The sequence below is a fragment of the Achromobacter spanius genome (genome assembly GCF_002812705.1).
Lineage (GTDB): Bacteria > Pseudomonadota > Gammaproteobacteria > Burkholderiales > Burkholderiaceae_B > Achromobacter > Achromobacter spanius.
Window position 1 is genome coordinate 2,372,603 of the sequence record NZ_CP025030.1, and the last position, 16,568, is coordinate 2,389,170.

The 16,568-nt window shown below is 63.8% G+C and carries 13 protein-coding genes; 5 read left to right on the top strand and 8 right to left on the bottom strand.

What is annotated here, in order from left to right; genetic code table 11:
• The first annotated feature begins 64 nt into the window (after nt 1–64).
• Both CVS48_RS10780 and CVS48_RS10785 read left to right on the top strand, forming a co-directional pair.
• Nucleotides 65–793: a FadR/GntR family transcriptional regulator gene (locus CVS48_RS10780; RefSeq protein ID WP_100854449.1), complete on the top strand. Its 729-nt coding sequence runs from the start codon at nt 65–67 to the stop codon at nt 791–793.
• A gap of 214 nt (nt 794–1,007) precedes the next feature.
• Nucleotides 1,008–2,903 (top strand): LTA synthase family protein, encoded by a 1,896-nt coding sequence (locus CVS48_RS10785; RefSeq protein ID WP_100854450.1) that lies wholly within the window; start codon nt 1,008–1,010, stop codon nt 2,901–2,903.
• A gap of 77 nt (nt 2,904–2,980) precedes the next feature.
• Here the strand turns inward: CVS48_RS10785 and CVS48_RS10790 are convergent, their stop codons facing one another.
• From CVS48_RS10790 to hmgA, 3 genes are all read right to left on the bottom strand, one after another.
• A complete protein-coding gene (locus CVS48_RS10790) occupies nt 2,981–4,114 on the bottom strand; it encodes an IS481 family transposase (RefSeq protein ID WP_100854451.1) in 1,134 nt (377 codons plus the stop codon).
• A gap of 279 nt (nt 4,115–4,393) precedes the next feature.
• Nucleotides 4,394–5,713, bottom strand: a complete 1,320-nt coding sequence (fahA, locus tag CVS48_RS10795) for a fumarylacetoacetase (RefSeq protein WP_100854452.1) — start codon at nt 5,711–5,713, stop codon at nt 4,394–4,396.
• Nucleotides 5,714–5,864: 151 nt separating this feature from the next.
• Entirely contained in the window at nt 5,865–7,163 is a 1,299-nt protein-coding gene (gene hmgA, locus CVS48_RS10800; RefSeq protein ID WP_100854453.1) for a homogentisate 1,2-dioxygenase, read from the bottom strand.
• 161 nt (nt 7,164–7,324) lie between these two features.
• On the opposite strand from hmgA, the gene CVS48_RS10805 reads away from it, so the two are divergent.
• Complete coding sequence (locus tag CVS48_RS10805; RefSeq protein ID WP_100854454.1) at nt 7,325–8,233, top strand: LysR family transcriptional regulator; 909 nt, start codon at nt 7,325–7,327, stop codon at nt 8,231–8,233.
• 195 nt (nt 8,234–8,428) lie between these two features.
• On the opposite strand, the gene CVS48_RS10810 is transcribed toward CVS48_RS10805, so the two are convergent.
• The 4 genes from CVS48_RS10810 to mutM all read right to left on the bottom strand — a co-directional run bounded on the left by CVS48_RS10810 (nt 8,429) and on the right by mutM (nt 12,388).
• Entirely contained in the window at nt 8,429–8,644 is a 216-nt protein-coding gene (locus CVS48_RS10810; RefSeq protein WP_167400973.1) for a DUF2783 domain-containing protein, read from the bottom strand.
• 19 nt (nt 8,645–8,663) lie between these two features.
• On the bottom strand, nt 8,664–10,343 hold the full coding sequence (locus tag CVS48_RS10815; RefSeq protein ID WP_100854455.1) for an FAD-dependent oxidoreductase: 1,680 nt from the start codon (nt 10,341–10,343) through the stop codon (nt 8,664–8,666).
• Nucleotides 10,344–10,469: 126 nt separating this feature from the next.
• Nucleotides 10,470–11,423 (bottom strand): MBL fold metallo-hydrolase, encoded by a 954-nt coding sequence (locus CVS48_RS10820; RefSeq protein ID WP_100854456.1) that lies wholly within the window; start codon nt 11,421–11,423, stop codon nt 10,470–10,472.
• Between the two features lie 137 nt (nt 11,424–11,560).
• Nucleotides 11,561–12,388, bottom strand: a complete 828-nt coding sequence (mutM, locus tag CVS48_RS10825; protein ID WP_100854457.1) for a bifunctional DNA-formamidopyrimidine glycosylase/DNA-(apurinic or apyrimidinic site) lyase — start codon at nt 12,386–12,388, stop codon at nt 11,561–11,563.
• Here mutM and CVS48_RS10830 point away from each other — a divergent pair.
• Both CVS48_RS10830 and lolB read left to right on the top strand, forming a co-directional pair.
• Nucleotides 12,387–14,273 carry a tetratricopeptide repeat protein gene (locus CVS48_RS10830; protein ID WP_100854458.1) on the top strand — a complete coding sequence of 629 codons (1,887 nt, stop codon included), beginning with the start codon at nt 12,387–12,389 and terminating at the stop codon, nt 14,271–14,273. The genes mutM and CVS48_RS10830 overlap by 2 nt on opposite strands.
• An 11-nt stretch (nt 14,274–14,284) precedes the next feature.
• The gene (lolB, locus tag CVS48_RS10835) at nt 14,285–14,875 is read left to right on the top strand and encodes a lipoprotein insertase outer membrane protein LolB (protein WP_419191460.1); all 591 of its coding nucleotides are present in this window, start codon (nt 14,285–14,287) and stop codon (nt 14,873–14,875) included.
• A 3-nt stretch (nt 14,876–14,878) separates the two neighbouring features.
• Here the strand turns inward: lolB and CVS48_RS10840 are convergent, their stop codons facing one another.
• Nucleotides 14,879–16,465, bottom strand: a complete 1,587-nt coding sequence (locus CVS48_RS10840) for a BCCT family transporter (protein ID WP_100854460.1) — start codon at nt 16,463–16,465, stop codon at nt 14,879–14,881.
• Nucleotides 16,466–16,568: the final 103 nt, after the last annotated feature.

Sequence of the window (16,568 nt, forward strand, 5' to 3'; positions counted from 1 at the left end):
GCAAAGTATAATTAGCCGCAAATTTCAGCGTCAAGCTTTTGTACTCATTTTCGGATTAACCCTGATGAACGCTCCAGTCGCTACTCCTGTCTTGCCGCAGCGTCGTCCCCGGAACTTGGCTCAAGGCTTGGTCGAGAGCATCTCCGAACGCATCCGCAGCGGCGAAATCCGCCCTGGCGACAAGCTACCCACCGAGTCCGAGATCATGCGTCAGTTTGGCGTCAGCCGAACCGTCGTGCGCGAGGCGCTGTCGCGCCTGCAGGCATCGGGCCTGGTCGAAACGCATCACGGCGTGGGCACCTATGCGCTGGAACCCAGCGGCAGTGTCGACTTCCGCGTGGACCCCGCCGACATCGCCACGGTGCGTGACGTGCTGGTGCTGCTTGAGCTGCGTATCTGCCTGGAAAGCGAGGCCGCGGGCCTGGCCGCCATTCGGCGCAGCGACGTGCAGTTGCAGGAAATGCGACGCGCGCTGGACCTGTTCAAAAGCGCATTGGACGTGGGCGGCGACACCATCACGCCCGACTTCCAGTTTCATCTATTGGTGGCGCAGTCCACCGACAACCGTTATTTCGCGGACCTGATGTCGCACCTGGGGTCGGCGATCATTCCGCGTACCCGCATCAATTCCGCCAAGTTCGCACACGAAGATCGCGCGGCCTATCTGGCCCGTGTGAATCTGGAACACGAAGACATCTACAGCGCGATCATGCGCCAGGACGCCGAAGCCGCGCGCGCCGCCATGCGCACGCACCTGAGCAACAGCCGCGAACGGCTGCGCCGCGCGCAATAACCCGGCAGGCCGGCTTGGTCTGCGTGTTATTGAAATACGATGTCGTACAACGTTTGAGTCACTGCGATCGCACCGCATCAAGGGAGAAACCGCGTTAATCTTTGCCCGGTTTCATTTTCGAACGACGAGGCGGCATGGTTTTGCTTGGCATGGATAGCGGCATTCTTTCATCAGTAGCGGCAATCGCGCTTCACCCCTTGCGGAGGGCCGCCGCATGCGTCGCCTGACACTTCGATTCATTCTTGCCGTCCTGGTGCTGCTGACGCTGTCGCGGCTGGGGCTGGCTTTCTGGATGTGGGACCGCGTGCAAGCGGCCGGCGGCTTGTGGCCGCTGCTGCTGGGCGGGCTGCGCATCGACGTCTGCCTCTTGTCCATGGTGATCGCGCTGCCCGCGGTGTTCTCGCCCTGGTTCGGGCATCGGCCCTTGGCCGCGCGCATCACCGCGTGGTGGTTCCGCGTGTGGTGGATGCTGTATGTGCTGCTGGAAGTGTCCACGCCGCAATTCATCGCGGAATACGACACGCGGCCGAACCGGCTGTACTTCATCTACCTGCTCAATCCCAAGGAAGTGGGGTCGATGCTGTGGCAGGGCTACAAGGGCGTGCTGCTGGCCGCGTTCGTGGTGCTGGTCTTGGCGGCGTGGCTCGCATTCAAGCTGTTTCCGACGCGGTCGCGCGATGGGTTCATGGCCTGGTGGAAGCGGCCGATTGCGTCCTTCGTGATCCTGGCGCTGGTGGTGCTGGGCGCGCGCGGCACTTTGGAACATCGCCCCATCAATCCGGCCAAGGTGGCGTTCAGTTCGGACGCCATGGTCAATGCGCTGGCGCTGAACTCGCTGTACAGCGTGTTCGATGCGGCCTATCGCATGCGCGATGAACGCTCGTCAGCGGCAATGTATCCGAAGATGCCGGTGGACCGCATGAACGCCATCGTCCGCGAAAAAGCTGGCTTGACCGGCGCGCCGCTGGATGCGCGCTACCCCAGCCTGCACGAACAAAAGGCCACCGTGCGCCGCGACAAGCCGCTGAACGTGGTGATCATCCTGCAGGAAAGCCTGGGCGCGCAGTACGTGGGCAGCTTGGGCGGACGCGATCTGACGCCCAACATCGACCGCCTGTCCAAGGACGGCTGGATGTTCCACCGCGCCTACGCCACCGGCACGCGCTCGGTGCGCGGCATTGAAGCGGTGACGGCGGGCTTTCTGCCCAGCGTGGCCGACGCGGTGGTCAAGCTGCCGCGCTCGCAGACCGGCTTTTTCACCTTGGCGCAGGTGCTGGGCAAGCATGGCTACCACTCGCGCTTCGTGTATGGCGGCGAGTCGCACTTCGACAATATGCGCGCGTTCTTCCTGGGCAACGGCTTTGACGAAGTGATCGACCGGCCCAAGTTCGTGAACCCGGTGTTTGAAGGTTCATGGGGCGCGTCCGACGAAGACATGTTCAATCAGGTAGACCGCCTGCTGCGCGCCGACGGCGACAAGCCGGTCTTCACGCTGGCGTTTTCCGTGTCGAACCATTCGCCGTGGGAATACCCGGAAGGCCGCATCAAGCCGGTGGGCGACCCCGCCACCGTGGACAACACGGTGCGTTATGCCGATTGGGCGTTGGGGCAGTTCTTCGACAAGGCAAAGCAGGCGCCGTACTGGAACAACACGGTGTTCCTGGTGATCGCGGATCACGATTCGCGTGTGTATGGGTCCATACCCGTACCGGTGCGCCACTTCCAGATCCCCGCGCTGTTCCTGGGCGCCGGCATCTCGCCGCGCCAGGACGAGCGCTTGGTGAGCCAGATAGACATGGCGCCGACGCTGTTGTCGCTGATCGGCCTGGACAACGTGAACCCGATGTTGGGCGCCGACCTGACGCAACGCGACCCAAACCGCGCGATGATGCAGTACGCGGACAACTTCGGCTATTTGCAAGGCGACAAGCTGCTGGTGCTGGAACCCGCGAAGGAACCCCGCGAATTCCGCTATGAAGCGGCGCCGGTTGGGCAAAATGAAACGTATGCGCCCGTGCAGCCGGCAGGCCCGGCGTTGACGGAAGAAGCGTTGGCGCATGCGCTGTGGGCAAGCTGGGCGTATCGGGAAGAAAAGTATCGATTGCCGTGATGGGTTTCTAGCGCTGTATGGACCGGGGACATGGGTGACACATGTTCGGGGACATGGGTAACACATAGGTTTTTATCCTATTGGGGTGCTCTGAGGTCGATCTGTTGAACAATTTTGTACAGGAAGACGACATCAAGCACGCCGTCTTGCGAGGAGGGTCTGACCGCGACAGGCAGACCCGCCATTCCCTCTCCGACGAAGACGACGCGTCCGTTCACAATGATCTGCCCTTTGGTCCTGACCTTGAGCACTCGATCGCCCGACTCGTATTCGATCGGAGGCAACGAGGCAGGATAGCGACGAGGGCTAGGTCTATATCTCGACAGGGGCGGCATCTGCCCCAACGCCTGGTGGGGCCGGACGTGGTTGTACTGTTCACGCCACTGATCCATGGCTTGCTGGCAGTCCAGCAGACTGCTAAACCCCCGGGCCTGGATCAACTCGCGCTTGAGCGTTCGATGCAGGCGTTCTAGCTTGCCTTGGGTTTGCGGGTGGCGAGGGCGACTGTGACTGATACGCACACCCAGCCGCATGAGCCAAACCTCCAGGCCTGTCAGCCCCAGGCCGCGCACCGATGCCCAGGATGGGCCGTTGTCCGCGGTGATCCGTTCGGGCAATCCGTAACGGCGAAATACGGCCTTCAGGTGCTGCTGCACAGTTTTGCTGCGCTCATCGCCACAAGCCTGGATGCACAGGGCGTAGCGTGAGTGATCGTCCAATAGCGTCAGCGGATGGCACCGTCCCTGACGCGCGTCGGTCAGGGCAAAGTGCCCCTTGAAGTCCATCTGCCACAACAGGTTTGGCGCCTCATGCTCAAAGCGCTGGTTCGCCAGCCCGACGTTCGAGTCCTCGCCTTGGACCCGATAGCCATGTCGTCGCAAAATTGCCGAGATGGTACTGGGCGCGGGCGCCGTAGTCGGCCCAAGCAGCGCCCGCAACTTGCGAGGCCCCCAGTACGGGTAACGCTTGTGCAGGTCGATCACCTGCGCTTCGATTTGCTCACACGTGCGCCCAGGGCTATTGCCTGGCCTGCGAGACAGATCTTGCAACCCAGCCTGGCCGTTCTGCTCGTAGCGGCCCAACCACTTGTATGCGGTCTTGGCGCTGATATCGAAACGCCGGCAAAGCTCCCGCACATTGCTGCCCGGTTGCAGGGCAAGCTGAACGAACTCCATTCGGCAGGACATAAGGCTTGACTCCTTCCACGGCATCGCTCGCTCCTAAAAACGACCATACCGTGATGCTAGAAGTGTTACCTATGTCCCCGAACACCCGTTACCCATGTCCCCGGGCCATACAAGCGCCGTGATGAAGTCGTGGTCACGTAGGATGGGTGAAGTGCGAGAAATCTTCACCCAAGAACCCCACCTCCCATCGCACGTAACCCATCACGCCCGGCAAGCAAATAACCCTTCCCGGGCGCAGTCACGATGGGTTGCGCGCGGCAAAGGGTGGGGTTCTTTCACCCGGCTTGCCGCGCTCCACCCATCCTACAATTTGGCGGGCAGCACTACGCCGGAGGATTCGCCGAAACCGATTTTCGGGTAGCCCGCTTTCTCGCATGCGGCGCGCATGATGATCTGGTCGCCATCTTGCAGGAAGGTGCGCTTTTCGCCCCAGGGCAGATCAATCGGGGTCTTGCCGCCATTGCTCAATTCCAGCAAGGACCCCGCTTCCGACGGCTGCGGGCCGGACAGCGTGCCGGTGCCCAGCATGTCGCCCGGTTGCAGGTTGCAGCCGTTCACCGTGTGGTGCGCAATCAGTTGCGCCACGTTCCAGTAAGCGTCGCGGAAATTGCTGCGCGACAGGGTCACCGGCGGTTGCTTGGCGTCGCGCGACTGCGCGGTGGTCATCAGCACTTCCAGTTGCACGTCGTAGGCGCCCTTGGCGCGGTTCGCGTCGGAGGCCAGGTACGGCATCGGCTGCGGTTCGGACGGACCGCGGTTGTACTGCGTGCGGAACGGCTCCAGCGCTTCCATCGTTACGATCCACGGCGAGATCGTTGACGCAAAGTTCTTCGACAGGAAGGGTCCCAGCGGCTGGTATTCCCAGGCCTGGATGTCACGCGCCGACCAGTCGTTCAGGATGCACAGGCCAAACACGTGGCCATCGGCGTCGGCCAGGTTGATGCGATCCCCTTGCGCGTTGCCGGTGCCCACGAAGATGCCCAGTTCCAATTCGTAATCCAAGCGGGCGCAAGGGCCGAACTGCGGCGCGTCGCCTTCGTTGGCGGGGCGGGTCTGGCCCACGGGGCGCGGAAACTTCTGGTCCACGCCGATGCTGGACGCACGGCCGTGGTAGCCGATGGGCACCCACTTGTAGTTCGGCAGCAAGGGGTTGTCCGGGCGGAATTGCTTGCCAATGGCGGTGGCGTGATGCACCGAGATGTAGAAGTCGGTGTAGTCGCCGATGCGCGCGGGCGTGGTGTGCTCAGCGTCGGCTTGCGCAACCAGCAGCGGCTCGACCACGTTGCGCAACGCGGCGCCTTCGCGCAGCGCGCGCGACAGTGCCAGGCGCAGGGCGCTCCAATGTGCCTGGCCCAAGGCCATCAGCGCATTCAGGCTGTCGCTGGCGCAAGCGGCCAAGGCTTCGGCGGCCTGGCCTTCAAACGGCTTAGCCGCCGCCAGCGCGGCCAGGTCCAGGATCTGGTCACCAATGGCCACGCCGGGGCGGAACGATTCGTTCGAGCCCTTGCGGCGGAACGCGCCGTAGGGCAGGTTTTGCACCGGAAAGTCCGACGTGCCGGTGTTGGCGCTGGCAATCCAGCTTTTCAAGGACGGGTCGTGGGTTTCGTTTATCGAGGTGGTCATGGCTGCGTGTCTCGTTAATGTGTGTGTTGGGGGCGGCTAGCCGGAGGAATGCCAAATTGTGTGCGCTAAACATTGAACGCCAAATGTTGAACGCCAAACGGCGATGCGTTTGCGCGCATCGCCGTGAACGTGGATCAGCGAGGAACCGCCGTCACGCCTTGTTGGGATCGAAGTGCTTCACGATGCCCTGCCAGCACCGGTAGTAGTCGCCTTGCAGGTCTTTGGAAGCCAGCGCCTGCGCGGTCGGACGGATCACCCGGCGCGTTTCAAACATGAACGCCATCGTATCGCGGATGTAGTGGGCGCTGTGCGTGTCGGCGTGCGAGGCCTTTTCGAACGTCTCGGCGTCGGGGCCGTGGCCGCTCATGCAGTTGTGCAGGCTGGCGCCGCCGGGCGCGAAGCCATCGGCCTTGGCGTCGTACACGCCCTGGATCAGACCCATGAACTCGCTGGCGACGTTGCGGTGAAACCAGGGCGGACGGAAGGTGTTTTCCATGGCCAGGATGCGCGGCGGGAAAATCGCGAAGTCCATGTTGGCCGTGCCCGGGGTGTCCGACGGCGCGGTCAGCACGGTGAAGATCGACGGGTCCGGATGGTCGAAGCTGATCGAGCCGATGGTGTTGAAGTGGCGCAGGTCGTACTTGTAGGGCGCATGCGTGCCGTGCCAGGCCACGACGTCCAGCGGTGAATGGTCGATGGACGCGCGCCAGAAGCCGCCGGTGAACTTCGCGATCAATTCAAAGTCGCCTTCGACGTCTTCGTACCAGGCCACCGGCGTCTTGAAGTCACGAGCGTTGGCCAGGCAGTTTGATCCAATGGGGCCCAGTTCAGGCAGGCGCAGCGCCGCGCCGAAGTTCTCCAGCATGTAGCCGCGCGCTTCACCGTCCAGCAGTTCGACACGAAAGCGCACGCCGCGCGGAATCACGGCAATTTCCAGGGGCTCAAGATCGATCAGGCCCAGTTCGGTAGCCAGGCGCAGCCGGCCTTGCTGCGGCACCAGCAGCAGTTCACCGTCGGCGTTGTAGAAGTAGCGACCCTGCATTGAGCGGTTGGCGGCGTACAGGTGAATGGCGACGCCGCCCTGTTCGTCGGGGCCGCCGTTGCCGCCCCAGGTCTTCACGCCTTCCAGAAAGTCGGTGGGGGCGGCGGGAATCGGCAGCGGGTTCCAACGCAGTTGGTTCGGCGTGACCGGGCCGTGGCCGAACGTGCTTTCCCAGCCCGCGGCGCCGTCAAACGCTTCAAACGGCTTGTGCTGCGCGCCCGGGCGGATGCGGTACAGCCACGAACGGCGGTTTTCGTTGCGCGGGGCGGTGAAGGCGGTGCCGGAAAGCTGTTCGGCATACAGGCCGTAGGGGCATTGCTGGGGCGAATTGCGGCCCACGGGCAGGGCGCCGGGCAGTGCCTCGGTGGCACAGTCGTTGCCGAAACCGGTCAGATATTGCAGTTCCATGGAATCCTCCTGGGTGGCGGCGCGGTGCGTGGCCGCGCGGTCGGTATGGGGCCGTCTGTAAAAACAGCGGCAATGCGTCATTGTCGGAAAAAATCACCACTATGGATACGGGAATGCAAAAATACAGACTATAAATTTCGTGAATAGTAGGGGGGGCGGCAATGGCCGAACTGCGCGACGTCGATCTGAATCTGCTGATCTTGTTCCAGCACTTGCTGGAAGACCGCAACCTGTCGGCCGTGGCGCGCCGCATGGACCTGACGCAACCCGCCGTCAGCAACGCGCTGCGCCGTCTGCGCGAGGCCTTTGGCGACGAGCTGTTCGTGCGGACGGGGCAGGGCATGCTGCCCACTCCCCGGGCGCAGCGGCTGGCCGGCCCCGTCAGTGAAGCGCTGACCGTGCTGACGCAGGCGCTGCAAGACCAGGATGTGTTCGACGCCGCGACCAGCAGCCGACGCTTTCGCGTGGCGATGACGGACGTGGGTGAAATCCACTTCATGCCGCGCTTGATGGAAGTGTGCGTGCAGGTGGCGCCACACGTGCGGATTGATTCAGTGCGGGTGCAGGGGCCGGACTTGCCGCGCGAAATGGAGTCGGGCCGGGTGGACCTGGCGATTGGCGCGTTCGACGAGATGGGCGCGGGCACGTTGCAACGCATGCTGTTTCGCCAGGGCTACGCAACCTTGTTCCGGCAAGCGCATCCCACGGCGCATGCCGGCATGGGCATCAAGGCATTTCGCGCGGAGCGCCATTTGATCGTGTCGCGCGCCGCGCCCTATGGGCAGGTGAACCAGTCAATGGAGCGCGCGGGGGTGGTGCTGGCGGAACACTTCAGCGTGCCGCACTTTTCGGCCGTGCCGTATATCGTGAGCGCAACGGATCTGCTGGCCACTGTGCCTGAAAAGCTGGCCGCCAGCGCCGCCCGGCCGTTTGGGTTGCGCTTCATGACACCGCCAGTGAAGGTGCCGGCATTACAGACAAACCTGTATTGGCAACGCCGGGTTGATCGGGATAGCGGCAATCAATGGCTGCGCGGGTTGATTTTGAATACGTTTGGGGTGGGGGGGTGAACGCCGGATGCTCGTAGGATGGGTGAAGCGCGAAAAATCGGCAAAAAGAAAACCGATGTGAATCGCGCGTAACCCATCATGCAGCGTTTGCGTTATGGCTGAATCTTCCCGGAATTCAACGCTGCTTGATGGGTTGCGCGCGTTCGATGTTTTCGTTCTTCTTTATTTTTTATCGCGCTCCACCCATCCTACGATCTAGCGCGCTTCACCCATCCTACATCCCACCACTGACTCTCGGGCTTGCTGCAATGCTTCGCGCAACAGGGCCATGTCGCCCAGATGGTTGGCCAGCAGCAGGATCAGCGCGGCGTTCAGTTCGTGGCTTTGCTCGTTCGTCAGGTCGCGATGGGTTTCGATCAGCGCCTCGTAGAAATCGTCGGGCGAACTCAGGTTGGTGTCGGTTATCAGCATGATGGGATGACCTCTGGAATCAGGCGTGGCCCGTGGCTCGCTTGACGGCGGCGGCAACCGCGTCGACATTGAAGGCGCGCCAGCGCGCGGCGATGTGCTGGTCGGGGCGGATCAGGTAGGTGGTGCCGGGCTGCGCGTCGTAGCGCTTGGCAACGCAGCCTTCGCGGTCGGCCACCACCGGCAGGTCCGCCGACAATCCCGCCACATCGCATTGCGGGTCGACCACCAGCACCGCCTTGACCGGCACCGGGGCCATGCGCAGCGCCTGCAAGGCCGACTGCGTGTCACGGTCGGGCAGGGTGTTGCCGCAGAACACGGCCAGCACGAAGCTGCCGTCCAGTTGCGCCATCCACCAGTCGTCTTCGCCATTCACCGACACCGGCGCATCCAGCGCGACCGCGCCGGGTGCCATGCGGCCGGTAAAGGCATCGGCATCCGGCGTGTTCAAGGGCGATCCGATGTAGGTCGCCGGCAGCGACAAACGACCGCTGTTAACGAGCGAGCGCGCAAACGGATGCGTCTTGGCCAGGTTCAACACGGCGTTGCGGAAGCTGCGGCTGATATCGCTCTTGGGCGTGATGAAGTCCGTGGCCCGCGATGAATTCAGGATGTTCTCGTCGGCCGCGTACTCGCGCTCGGCGCTGTAGCTGTCGATCAGCGTCTCGGGCGCCAGGCCCGTCAGCACCAGCTTCAGTTTCCAGGCCAGGTTCTCGGCGTCTTGCACGCCGCTGTTGGCGCCACGCGCGCCGAAGGGCGAGACGCGGTGCGCGGAGTCACCCGCGAACACCACGCGGCCGTGGCGGAACTTGTCCATGCGTTCGCACGCAAAGGTGTAGACGCTGACCCATTCCAGGTCGAACTGCGCGTCGGGGCCGAGCAACGCGCGGATACGCGGCAGCACGTTTTCAGGCTTGACGGCTTCGACGGGGTCGGCATTCCAGCCAAGCTGGAAATCGATGCGCCAGACGTTGTCCGGCTGTCGGTGCAACAGCACGGACTGGTTGGGATGAAAGGGCGGATCGAACCAGAACCAGCGCTCGGTCGGGAAGTCGGCTTTCATCTTCACGTCGGCGATCAGGAAGCGGTCGCGGAAGATGCGGCCATGGCTTTCCTGGCCGATCAGCTTGCGCACCGGCGAGCGCGCGCCGTCGCAGGCAACGAGCCAGTCGGCGTGCAGCGTGTAGGGGCCTTCGGGTGTTTCGATGGTGAGGTCTACGCCCGCATCCGTCTGCGTCACGCCCGCAACCTTGTTTTTCCAGCGCAGGTCGATATTGGGTTCCTGGCGCGCCTGCTCGTACAGATAGCCTTCGGCGTAGTACTGCTGCAGGTTGATGAAGGCGGGGCGGCGGTGGCCGGGTTCGGGCAGCAGGTCAAAGCGCCACACTTCCTGTTCACGGAAGAACACCTTGCCCACGTTCCACGACACGCCTTTGTCGATCATGCGTTGGCCGACGCCCAGGCGGTCCCAGATTTCCAGCGTGCGCTTGGAAAAGCAGATGGCGCGGGAACCGGTGGACAAGCGGTAGTCGTCGTCCAGCACCACCACGCGCACGCCTTGGCGGGCCAGGTCCAGCGCGGTGGTCAGGCCGACCGGGCCGGCGCCCACCACCACGACCTGATGCCGCGCCGCGCCCTGGGCGCTTTGGTCGGCGTGTTTTTCATAGGCGAACTCCATCGCCTGAAAGTCGATGTCTCCCACGGCTGTCTCCTGTGTGGGTCATTTTGTTTTTATGTGCGAAGCCGCGCGCCGTCTGGCGACGCGCGGTTCTGTTCTTGCATAGTCAGTCATAGGGCCGCAGGGCACCAGCCCAGCAGCCCTGCGGGTTCAGCCTTCCAGCTGCGCCCACATTTCCAGATCGCGCTTGTCGGTCCAGATGCGCGGATGCGTGTGGCCCGAGGCCTCGTCAAAGGCGCGCGACACGTCAAACGGCATGCAGTGGTCGAAGATGACCCAGTCGCTGTAGCGCGGCTTCATGAAGTCGTAGACCTCGCGGTAGATCGTCTTCAGGTCCTTGCCTTCGGCCACGCCACGGTTCACGGCGCCGTACAGATCGGTCAGGAAAGCGCGGGTGCCGGCCAGGCCCTGGCGCACTTCGGTGGCGTCCTTCAAGGCCGGGCCACGTCCCGGCACCATCTTTTCGGCTTCAAAGCCCGACAGCGCGTCCAGCGTGCTGGGCCAGTCGCGGAAGTAGGCGTCGCCGCAGTACGGGGTGGATTGGTATTCGACCAGGTCGCCCGCGAACAGGATCTTCTGTTCGGGCAGCCAGGCGATGGTGTCGCCCTTGGTGTGCCCACGGCCCACTTGCAGCAGCTTGACTTCCAGGTTGCCCAGGTTGACGGTCATTTCGCCCTTGAACGTCATCGTCGGCCAGACCAGGCCCGGCGGAATCGATTCGGCGTTGCGGAACAGGCGGGGGAAACGGCCGATTTCGCTGGCCTTGTCCTGCTCGCCACGTTCGACGATCAGGTCGTAGGTGTCGCGGCTGGCCAGGATTTCCTGGGCGTTGTAGGCGGAAGCACCAAACACGCGCACGGCGTGGTAGTGCGACAGCAGGATGTACTTGATGGGCTTGTCCGTCACTTCGCGGATGCGGCGGATGACGTCTTGGGCCATGACCGGCGTGGCTTGGGTGTCGATCACCATGACGGCCTCGTCGCCGATGATCACACCCGTGTTGGGGTCGCCTTCGGCCGTGTAGGCATAGGCGTTGTCGGACAGTTTTTCGAACGAGACGACCTTGTCGTCCATATCGGCGTGCGAGGCGAATTGCTTGCTCATGGAGGCTCCTTCCACTGTTATAGGAATAGGTGTGTGGAAGGAATATAGCGTGGCGTTAGTGTTTGTGCAATACGTTCGCTATAAACAAATGGTGCCGCTTTTACAGGGATTTCCCCAGTAATTTCAGCGTGTTGCGCCTAGTTCCGCTGGCATTTCGGGCAGTAATACGTGGCGCGCTGCCCTTGGACAAAGCGCCGGATGGGGGTTTCGCAGACGCGGCACGGCAGGCCTTCGCGTTCATAGACGGCGGCATGGATCTCGAAGTACGCCCCGGGTTCGCCCGTGGCGCCGACATAGTCCCGCAGCGTGCTGCCGCCGGAAGTCAGCGCGTCGGCCAGGGTGGCGCGCACCATGTCGGCCAGCCGTTCGCAACGGGCCGGCGACAGCTTGTTGGCGGGGGTCTTGGGGTTGATGCGCGCGCGGAACAGGCTTTCGGATGCGTAGATATTGCCCACGCCTACCACCGCCATGCCCGCCAGCAGCACCTGCTTGATGGCGGCGCCGTGGTTCTTGAAGTGGCGATGCAGCCAGGCCCCGTCAAAGCGCGGGTCGAAGGGTTCGATGCCCAGCTTGGCCAGCAAGGGGTGGGCATCGATGGGGCCGTCGGCTTCGGCGTGCCACAGTACCGCCCCGAAACGCCTGGGATCATGCAGGCGCAGCACGGCGTCGTCGAAAATCCATTCGACATGATCGTGCTTGCGCAGGAATTCACCCGGCGCCACGCTGCGCAACGAGCCCGACATACCCAGATGCACAATCTGCGTGCCGTGCTCGAACCGCAGCAGCAGATATTTGCCCCGGCGGGCGCATTCCAATACGGCGCGGCCACCAATCAGCGCTGGCAGGTCCGAGGGAATCGGCCAGCGCATGCGGGGTTCGTGGATGACCAGGCGCTTGAGCGTCCGGCCGGTGATGACGGCGTCGATTCCTCGGCGCGTAGTTTCGACTTCAGGCAGTTCCGGCATGAGCCAGTGTAAGATCATCAATTGCGTGTACGAAGATTGTGCCATCAACCGGACGGGCCGCGTGAAGTCGTCTTTTAAACAAATGAATATCGGGATCGCCGTGTTGGCGCTTGCGCTGGCAACAGGTTTTTCGCTGCCGGCCCAGGCGGCCGACAGCCGGACGCGAGATGCAACCGGGCCACGCATGGCCCCGCAGAACCGTCAGCCTGAAACCGAAGTGATCCGTCTGCGGCCGGGCCAACTGCCCTACGTTTCGCTGACCGGCGACATCTTCTATCGCGTCCTCGCGTCAGAGATCGCCGCCCAGCGTGGCATGTACGGCACAGCGGCAACCACCATGGTGGGATTGGCCCGCGACACAGGCGACCCCCGCCTGGCGCGGCGCGGGCTGGAATTCCAGTTGGCCGGCGGCAACCTGCCCGGCGCGCTGGAAGCTGCCCGGGTCTGGGCGCGCCTGTCTCCCAACGATGTCGAAGCCAGCTCCACCGAGCTGGCGCTTGCCGCCGCCAATGGGCAGACCAAGGGCCTGGCCCAGGCGCTGCGCAACCGCATCGACGCATCGCGCGACAAGCCGGCCGCCATCGGCCAGGCGCTGGCCGTGCTCAGCCGCCTGAACGACCGCCGCCTGGCGCTGCGCATCCTTGACGAATCCCTGAGCGACAGCGTGCGCAAGCTGCCCGCCGCTCATCTGGCCTTGGCCGACGTGGCGTCCGCCGCGGGCGATTACGAACGCGCCGCGCAAGAATCCCGCGCGGCGCTGGCCGCCGATCCCAAATCCGAACCGGCCGCCCAGCGCGTGCTGGAATACGGGTTCAAGGTGGACCCACAGCGCGCCCAGGCCGATGCCCGTGCCTATATCAACCGCAATCCTGGCGCCCGCAAGGTTCGTCTGATGCTGGCGGGCCAGTTGGCCGACAGCGGCGACTACAACGGCGCGCTGGCCGAACTGCAAGCCATGTCGCGCCGGTCGCCGGAAGACTTCGATCTGCTCTTCATGCAGGCGCAACTGGCCTACAAGGCCGGCCAACTGCCGCAAGCCAAGAACCTGCTTCAGCAATATCTGGACGTGCAGCACCAGCGCCAGCGCGCCACGGTGCCGGGCGCCACCGACGCCGGCGCGGCCGCCGCCGACGCGCATGTGCTGCTGTCGCGCATTGCCGAAGACCAGGGCAATTACGACGAAGCCATCAATGAATTGGGCCGTATCGACGACCCCACGCTGCGCTATTCCGTGCGCATGCGCCAGGCGGCGCTACGCGCCAAGAGTGGCCGCGTCGACGACGCGCTGGCCATGATTGACGCGGCCGGCCCGCAAGACGAAGAGGAGCGCACGCTGGGTGTGTTGACGAAGGCGCAGATTCTGCGCGACGCCGACCGCGTGCCGCAGGCGATCAGCACGCTGGAAGCCGCCGACGAAGCCCTGCCCGATACCGTTGAAATCAAGTACGAACTGGCGATGCTGTATGAGCGCCAGAATCGTCTGGACGACCTGGAACGCAAGCTGCGTCAGGTCATTGCGCTGGACCCGGATCATGCCCACGCCTACAACGCGCTGGGCTATACGCTGGCTGACCACAACAAGCGCCTGCCCGAAGCGCTGGACCTGATCACCCAGGCGCTTGAACTGTCGCCCAACGACCCGTTCATTCTGGACAGCATGGGCTGGGTCAAGTACCGCATGGGCGAATCCGAGTCCGCGGCGGAATACCTGCGCCGCGCCTACAGCGTGCGTCCGGAAGCCGACATCGCCGCCCACCTGGCCGAAGTGCTGTGGAGCCAGGGCAAGCGCGATCAGGCCACGGAACTGCTGCGCGCCGCGCTGATGAAAGACCCCAAGAACAAGACCGTGCAGGACGTGGTCAAGCGCTTGGGAGTCAACCTGTGATGATGTTTGCGATGCGAAGCCTGGCCGGCCTTTCCGGCTGGCTGCGCCTGGCGCTGGTCACGATGCTGGCGGCGGCGCTTGCCGCCTGCACCACGACGCCCAAACCCATTGAAAGCGCCAGCGCCGACGCATTTTCACGCATCGGCCGCTTTGCCATTACGGTCAACGAGGAAGGCGGCAAGCAGAATGCCGTGCAAGGCGGCTTTTCCTGGTCGGACGACGGCCAGCGCTATGTGCTGGACCTGACCAACCCGCTTGGCTCAACCGAAGCGCGCGTGGAAGGGCGCCCCGGCGCGGCCAGCTTGACCAAGGCCGACGGCACCCGCCTGCAGGCGGATAACCCCGACGCCCTGGCCGAAGAAGCGCTGGGAAGCAGCATGCCCGTGTCGGGCTTGCGCGACTGGCTGCGCGGCAGGCTGCCGGCTGAACCGGAAGCGTCTGACGTCGCCCGCGACGAACTTGGCCGGCCCACGACGTTCGAGCAAGGCGGCTGGCGGGCGAATCTGTCGCGCTATGACACGCTGGGCCCGCAGATGCTTGTGCTGCAACGCCAAGAGCCGGGCCGTCGCATCATGGTGCGCCTGGTGGTCAACCAGCCCTGAACATCAGCGCGTGGCGGGCAGGCTGCTGGGTTCGGGGTTGTCTCGGACCAGCGCCTTGTACAAGCTGACCATGTAGCACAGCAAAATCACGGAAAAAGGCAGACCGCACAGCACCACCGCGGTCTGCATTGCATTGAAATTTCCTGCCAGCAGCAGGCCGACTCCCAGCATCGTTGTCAGCGCCGCCCAAAAGACGCGTAGCCAGATGGGTGCGTCGTGGCCGGCGTCCGCGTTGCGGGCCGACAGGTTCGCGATCATCAGCGTGCCGGAATCGACCGGGGTCAGGAACAGCATGAATGACATCACCACGCCCACGCCGGCCACCAACTTGGTCATCGGCAGGTATTCCATCAGCGTGTAGAACGCCATCGGCGGGTCGGCCATGGCCATCCGGCCCAGACTGGCCGCGCCGTCGTTCAGAACCAGGTTGATGGCGGTATTGCCGAAGATGGACAGCCAGGCCAGCGTGAAGCCCAGGGGCACCAGCATCACGCCGAAGATCAATTCGCGGATCCGGCGGCCACGCGAAATGCGGGCGATGAACATGCCCACGAACGGTGCCCAACCGATCCACCAGGCCCAATAGAAGATGGTCCATGAACTGGTCCAGCGCACGGCCTTGCGGTCGTACAGGTACAGGTCGAAGCTCTTGCTCAGGAATGCGTTCAGGTAATCACCCAGGTTCTGTACCAGGCCGTCCAGCAGCAGGCGGGTGGGGCCGGCCAGGAAAACGAACAGCAGCAACAGGCACATCAGGCCGGTATTGATGTTGGACAGGATGGCGATGCCGCGCTTGATGCCCAGCGCCGCCGCACCCGTGGCCACCACCATCATGATGATCACAAGGGGCACCTGCACCGCGGCCGTGTTCGGCACGCCCCACAGGTACGTCAGCCCCGCATGCAGCAGCAATGCGCCCAGCCCCAGGTTGGTCACCATGGACACAATGGTGGCCAGCACGCCAAAGCCGTCGACGGCGTGGCCCACGCCTTTGGGCAGCGGCTTGCCGGATATCCCCTGCAGGGGCGAGCGCAGCGCCAGGGGCTGCTTGTGGCGATACGCGAAGTAGGCAAGTGCCGTGGCCGTCAGGGCATATAGCGTCCAGCCGTGGATGCCCCAATGCAGGAAGGTCAGGGTCAAGGCATTGCGCGCGGCTTCCTGGGTACCGCCCGTGCCGGTGGGCGGCATCAGGAAATGGTCCAGCGGCTCGTAGACGCCGTAATACACCAGCGCAATGCCGATGCCGGATGAGAACAGCATCGATACCCAGGACAGGTAATTGAATTCGGGGGGCTCGTCGTCATCGCCCAGGCGCAGCGCGCCATGTCGCGATAGCGCCAGCCACAGCGCAAAGCCCACGCTGACCGCCATGGCCAGCATGTAGTACCAGCCGAAATGCGCCGCCACCAATAACTGGGCGGCTTCAAGCCACGCTTGCGATTCGCCCGGCTGCACGATGAGCAGGGCGCCGATAAGCAGCACGGCGCCGGATGCACTGAGGAAAACGATGGGGTTGGTGTGCGCAAGCCAGCCGCGCCTGGGCGGCGCGGCCCCCGATGCCAGCGCCGTGGTTTTTCGATCTTGCTGCACCGCTGTCTCCCCGTGTGGTGATACTGCCGTGGTGCTTCTGATGTGCTGCTTCCAATACTGCGTCGTGGTGTCTGCGGGACCTTACTGTTTTTATATTGAATGA